The following is a 5,135-nucleotide window of genomic DNA, read 5'->3' on the forward strand; positions in this document are numbered from 1 at the left end:
CCTGAAAGCTACTTCGATGAACATTGGGAAGACATATCCTACGGCTTCCCCCAAAATCAATAGATCTTCCTAAAAATACTTCTCACGTTTCGGAAAAGCAAATTTGCTTCTTCCTCTCTGGTAACTTAGCAATATCTATTTATCTCATTCTTTATTCCGGTGTAATCACTCCAGATTTAGGATTACTGTATCTGGTGTAAAAAATCTGTTACACCTGTAACCCGTAATTTACAGGTGTAACGAAATGATCTGGAGGGTCAAAATCACTGAGCAGAATGAAAGTTAGTGCCGGACAAACCTAGCAAGCAAAAAAGGGACAGACTCAGAGAGCATCGACACACTGTCCATGATGATCACTTTACTGTGGAGTTCAAATCCGGGGTGGGGGTAGAAGTTCAGGGATAGATTATGGTTGCCGGACTTAGTTCCGGCTTTTTTTTTGTGTGTCTCTAATACTGCCTTGCATTATTGCTTTGCTTTCAAATTAATTGCAATATGAAAAGGAGAGTTTTGAAGACAAAAGATAATATGTTTCCTATAACTGTTATTATCCATGGTGTGGATATGTTCTTTTACACCTGTTGTATAAACCATAGTAGATGATCAGACACCGCTATGCACTGGTCGTTGCACGTCGAGACGGTAGTGCTCATGTCACGAAAGTAACACCCTTTGCAACCCCTTGATTTATAAGGCTTTGCGAGAAATTTACAGGGTGTTTAAAAGACCTTATGTCTGTATCCCGTTACAACATACACGTATAGGGGAACATATCAACAGAGACACTTTTGGCTAAAATGTAATCAAAATTTACCGATGTGCAATCCGAACACTCGAGGTTAAGACAATTAAGGCTGTGGTGATTATGACGTGTTCCCAACACAACTTTGGGGTTGTGACTTCGGTTGATATGTCAAAATCGGCTGTTTTTTTGAGCGGGATGAAGGGCAGAACAGCGGTAAGTCAAGGAAGTTTCGATAGCTAGGAAAAAGAAAAAGACTCATCATGAAGACGAGCCCTATGTTATTGAATATAGGCTTACTTGCCAAACAGGTCACTGTGTGTGCCAGTTCTGGTAAGAGTCAGTATCAGCAGACCTTCTTCAATGCGGTAGATTAGAAGCCAGTCTGGTTGAACATGACATTCACGATATCCTGACCAGTTTCCTGACAACGCATGATCTCTATTTTCTTGTGGAAGAGCTTCGCCTCTGGACAGCTTTCGAATTATCTCATCAAGAAGTTCTATTTTCAGATTTCTTTTCCTGGCTAATTTGTAGTCTTTTTTAAATTGACCGGTCCATGCAACATCGTATTTACTCATTCTTCCTTTAAGTCCTTCAAAGCTTCTTCAACGTCAGAGTAGCGCTTTGCGTCAGGATCTTTGGCTATGTTTTCTGCCTCAATCATGGCCATTATTGTTTCCCTGTTTGGTTCCTCAAGTCGGACATTAAATGGGAAGCCTCCTGCTCTCAGAGATTGACGCATAAAAACATTGAAGGCGGTTGCCAAATTTATACCGAGTTCATTGTACATCGCTTCGCACTGGCGTTTGATTTCGCGGTCAACCCTAAAACTGTAATTCACTGTTGATGAAGTCATGGTAATCTCCTTTTTTGTGGTTTCTAAGTAAATTGTATGTATGTTGTATGTGAATTGCAATTATTTTGTAGTGAATTTGCAGTATATTTCACAATCAAAGAAGGTTCGATAGCTCAGGAAAAAGAAAGGCTCATCATGAAGACGAGCCATATGAAAAGATCTCTTTGATGATCGAAAACTACTCCTGCTCTTTGCCAACCTCTACAATGTCACCGGTCTTGAATTCGATGGTCAGCCAATCGGGATGCACGGTTATTTTCCTGATCCAGTGCCTAACCAGAGTCTCATCAAACTCCGTGAGCTCCGAGCTCTGACTTCTTATGAATTCTCTGAGTTCTCTGATGCGGCTTACGGTTTCATTACGGCGGTTCCGGCAGTTGTCCAGCTCAGCCCGCTGTTCCCGTACCTTCTGAAGCTCTGAAACCACATGGCTGTAATTCTTCCTAGATTCAGCCAGGTTTATGAGCTCCTGCTGCAGTGACTCTTCTTTTTTGCGGAGCCTTTCCTCTTCGCCGGGATTGTTTTCCGCAAGCAGTCTTTCGATGTTACGCTCCATCTGTTCCTGAAAACCATCCCGCTCCTTCCAGAATCCGTTAAAGGCAGAGAGGCATGCCGTCTTGAGCTCGTCCTCTTTTACTGTTCTGGCATGGCAGGTGAGTTTGGTCTTTTTCGGATAAAGCCGAGTCAGACAGCGCCATACCACGGATTTCTTTCCGCGGTTGTTCCATTGGGTTCTGCGGAAGTTCTCTCCGCATTCGCAGCAGAATACAATCTGGGAAAAGGCGTGATGACTGCTGAAGCCGCATTTCCTTCCGTTCGCAGTTACGCAGGTGATCCGGCGCACCAGTTCATCCTGCACCTTGAGAAAAAGGTGCTTCGGAATAATGGCCTCATGGTTACCCTCCACATAATACTGAGGCATGATGCCGTTGTTCTTGACTCTGGTCTTGTTGAGAAAGTCAGTGGTATAGGTTTTCTGGAGCAGGGCGTCACCGATGTACTTTTCATTACGGAGAATTTTATTGATGGTGCTGGTGTACCAGATTTTTGAGCCGCTTCCGGTGGGAATGCCGTCACGCTCAAGTCCGGCCTTGATTCTGTCCATGCTGTAGCCCTCCAGGTATTCCCGGTAGATGCGTCTTACGATTTCAGCCTGTTCCGGATCAATGATGAGATTTCCTTCCGCATCCTTGGTGTAGCCCAGAAAACGGCTGTGGTTAACCTGCACCTTTCCCTGCTGGTAGCGGTACTGAAGCCCCAGCTTTACGTTCTGGGATAGAGACTGGGATTCCTGCTGTGCCAGAGAGGCCATTATGGTCAGGAGTACCTCGCCCTTGGCATCAAGTGTGTTGATTGATTCCTTCTCGAAGTAGACCGGGATGTTCTGTGCCTTGAGTGCTCTTATGTGCTTGAGGCAGTCCAGGGTGTTTCTGGCAAAACGGCTGATGGACTTGGTGATAATCATGTCGATTCTGCCGGCTCCGCAGTCGTCCATCATGCGGTTGAACTCGGGACGGTTTTTGGTATTGGTGCCGGAAATGCCGTCATCGGCGTAGATGCCCGCCAGCGCCCATTCCGGATTTTTGCTGATGTATTCGGTGTAGTGTTCCACCTGGGTTTCGTAGCTGGAGGCCTGTTCTTCGGTATCAGTGGATACGCGGCAGTAGGCGGCAACCCTGAGTCGCGGTTTATCCCTGACGGATGAGCCGGTTTTGCCCGCATGAGGCTTTGCCGGGATAATCTTAACGCTGGCCATGAGTGTTCTCCTTAATATTCTTGATCTGTATTCTGCCGTAGAGCCGTTCCGCTCTGCGAGCCGGGGTGTCTTCTTCAGTTGCAGTTCCGTCAACATCATTCGTAAAAAAGAACTCTGCGGGAACGGCTCTATGGGGACGGGGCTTAAACAGATTTAAGCGGTTGAGTTTTTTCGCCCGGCGCTCCTTTTCCTCTGTGGCTCTGCTGAAGGTTTCGGCATCTACGATAGCGGGGTAGAATCTGTCTCCGAGATAACACCGTTTTGTCAGAATTGCGCTAATGCCGCCGTGGGAATTGCCGATGCCGGTCTTTTCTGAAATGCCATTAAGAGACATGCCCTCAAGGTAATATCTGAACACACTGCGGATAAGTTCAGCCTCATTTTCGTCAATGACAGCCTTGCCGTTTTCAATCCGGTAGCCAATGGGTATTTGTCTTGTCATTCCAGTTTCTCCTGCAAGGCAAGTCCGCATTTAAGCTCAAAGCTGATGTGGTTCCTGTCCATAACGGTTATTCGGTTAACAAACCTTTTGAACAGCTCTCCGTCAAATTCTGTCAGCATGCGGTTTTCCCCGGTAAAGGCGATAAGTTCCCTTATTGCGGAAATGACAGAGCCGGAACCTTCGGCGCTTTTTTCAAGAGCGGCAATCTCCGCCTTGAGTTTTGACGCATGTGCCTTCAGGGTATTAAGCTCCCGATTGCAGATGTCGGGCGGTATGTAGTTGCCTGCCATAAGCCTTCGGACGGAGTAGGTCTTTTCGGTATTCTTCTCTAGCTCTTTTTCCAGTTTGGCAATCCGCTTCAGCTCCGCATCGGAGGAATTCTTTTTGAACTCATCAAGGTAGGGGCGCAGAAGTTGTTTTCCGGCAAAGATGAGCTTGTTCATCATGACGCAGAAGGCGAACTCTATGTCATCCTCCCGGGAGATAATGGCATCATGATGCTCCGTTGCCAGGAACTGTGCATGTTCGCCTTTTGTGTTCCAGTGCCGTCGGTACTCATCATCCGTGAAGGTCTTCTGGTAGAGGGCATCCCCGGTATAAACCTCGTTCCGGAGAATGCGGAAAATGGTACTGTGAACCCAGCCTTTGCGCTGTCTTGACATAATGCCGTCACGGTTAAGACCGGACGCTATGACACTTGCACCTTTGCCTGACACTGCTTCACGGAATATGCGTTTCACAATCTGCGCCTCTTCGGGGTCAATCTGAAGATCTCCGTCTACCCGTCTGTAGCCGTAGGGCGGTGTGCGTACCTTGAAAGTGCCGTTACGGAACTGTTTCCCGAAGCTCCATTTGGTGTTCTCTGAAATTGATCTCGATTCGCTCTCTGCAAGAGAACTCATCACCGATAGCAGCAGTTCGCTCTCCATGGCAGAGGTGTCGATGCCTTCTTTCTCAAAATGGATGGGAATGTTAAGCGATATAAGCTCACGCACCAGGGCAAGACAGTCGGCGGTGTTTCTGGCAAAACGGCTTATTGACTTGGTAAGCACCATGTCTATCCGGCGCAGGCGGCAGTCCGCCATCAGCCTCTGTAGTCCCGGTCGTGTGTCGGCTCTGGTGCCGGAGATGCCTTCATCGTAGTAGACGTTCACCAGCTCCCAGTCCTTATGTGCTCTGATGTACTCATCGTAATGTGATCTCTGTGTTTCAAGACTTTCCAGCTGTTCATATTGTATCGTCGAAGATGAACCAGACAGCCAACCAGCTTTGCCTTATATGTGCCGTCCGGATTCTTCAGCCATTCCACGTCGTACCATCCATCAGTGGAGATTAT

6 protein-coding genes are annotated in these 5,135 nt (G+C 47.2%); all 6 read right to left on the bottom strand.

Features of this window, described 5'->3' with window-relative positions; genetic code table 11:
• Nucleotides 1–1,038: 1,038 nt before the first annotated feature.
• On the bottom strand, nt 1,039–1,323 hold the full coding sequence (locus tag F557_RS0117720; protein ID WP_019003545.1) for a type II toxin-antitoxin system YafQ family toxin: 285 nt from the start codon (nt 1,321–1,323) through the stop codon (nt 1,039–1,041).
• On the bottom strand, nt 1,320–1,601 hold the full coding sequence (locus tag F557_RS0117725; protein ID WP_019003546.1) for a type II toxin-antitoxin system RelB/DinJ family antitoxin: 282 nt from the start codon (nt 1,599–1,601) through the stop codon (nt 1,320–1,322). The genes F557_RS0117720 and F557_RS0117725 overlap by 4 nt, the downstream gene beginning before the upstream one ends.
• Nucleotides 1,602–1,779: 178 nt before the next feature.
• Nucleotides 1,780–3,357 (bottom strand): recombinase family protein, encoded by a 1,578-nt coding sequence (locus F557_RS0117730; protein ID WP_019003547.1) that lies wholly within the window; start codon nt 3,355–3,357, stop codon nt 1,780–1,782.
• Nucleotides 3,344–3,799: a recombinase family protein gene (locus F557_RS0117735; RefSeq protein WP_019003548.1), complete on the bottom strand. Its 456-nt coding sequence runs from the start codon at nt 3,797–3,799 to the stop codon at nt 3,344–3,346. Before F557_RS0117735 ends, F557_RS0117730 begins: the two co-directional genes overlap by 14 nt.
• A complete protein-coding gene (locus F557_RS20745; RefSeq protein ID WP_342664080.1) occupies nt 3,796–5,037 on the bottom strand; it encodes a recombinase family protein in 1,242 nt (413 codons plus the stop codon). Before F557_RS20745 ends, F557_RS0117735 begins: the two co-directional genes overlap by 4 nt.
• The coding region (locus F557_RS23150; RefSeq protein WP_211209606.1) for a hypothetical protein at nt 4,950–5,135 on the bottom strand (186 nt) is incomplete at its 5' end. The genes F557_RS23150 and F557_RS20745, both read right to left, overlap by 88 nt.

Source organism: Succinimonas amylolytica DSM 2873 (genome assembly GCF_000378405.1).
Classification (GTDB): domain Bacteria; phylum Pseudomonadota; class Gammaproteobacteria; order Enterobacterales; family Succinivibrionaceae; genus Succinimonas; species Succinimonas amylolytica.

Bases quoted from the DNA above. Each gene is read 5' to 3' on its own strand.
- F557_RS0117730 (WP_019003547.1), bottom strand. From the start codon at position 3,357: ATGGCCAGCGTTAAGATTATCCCGGCAAAGCCTCATGCGGGCAAAACC.
- F557_RS0117735 (WP_019003548.1), bottom strand. From the start codon at position 3,799: ATGACAAGACAAATACCCATTGGCTACCGGATTGAAAACGGCAAGGCT.
- F557_RS0117725 (WP_019003546.1), bottom strand. From the start codon at position 1,601: ATGACTTCATCAACAGTGAATTACAGTTTTAGGGTTGACCGCGAAATC.
- F557_RS0117720 (WP_019003545.1), bottom strand. From the start codon at position 1,323: ATGAGTAAATACGATGTTGCATGGACCGGTCAATTTAAAAAAGACTAC.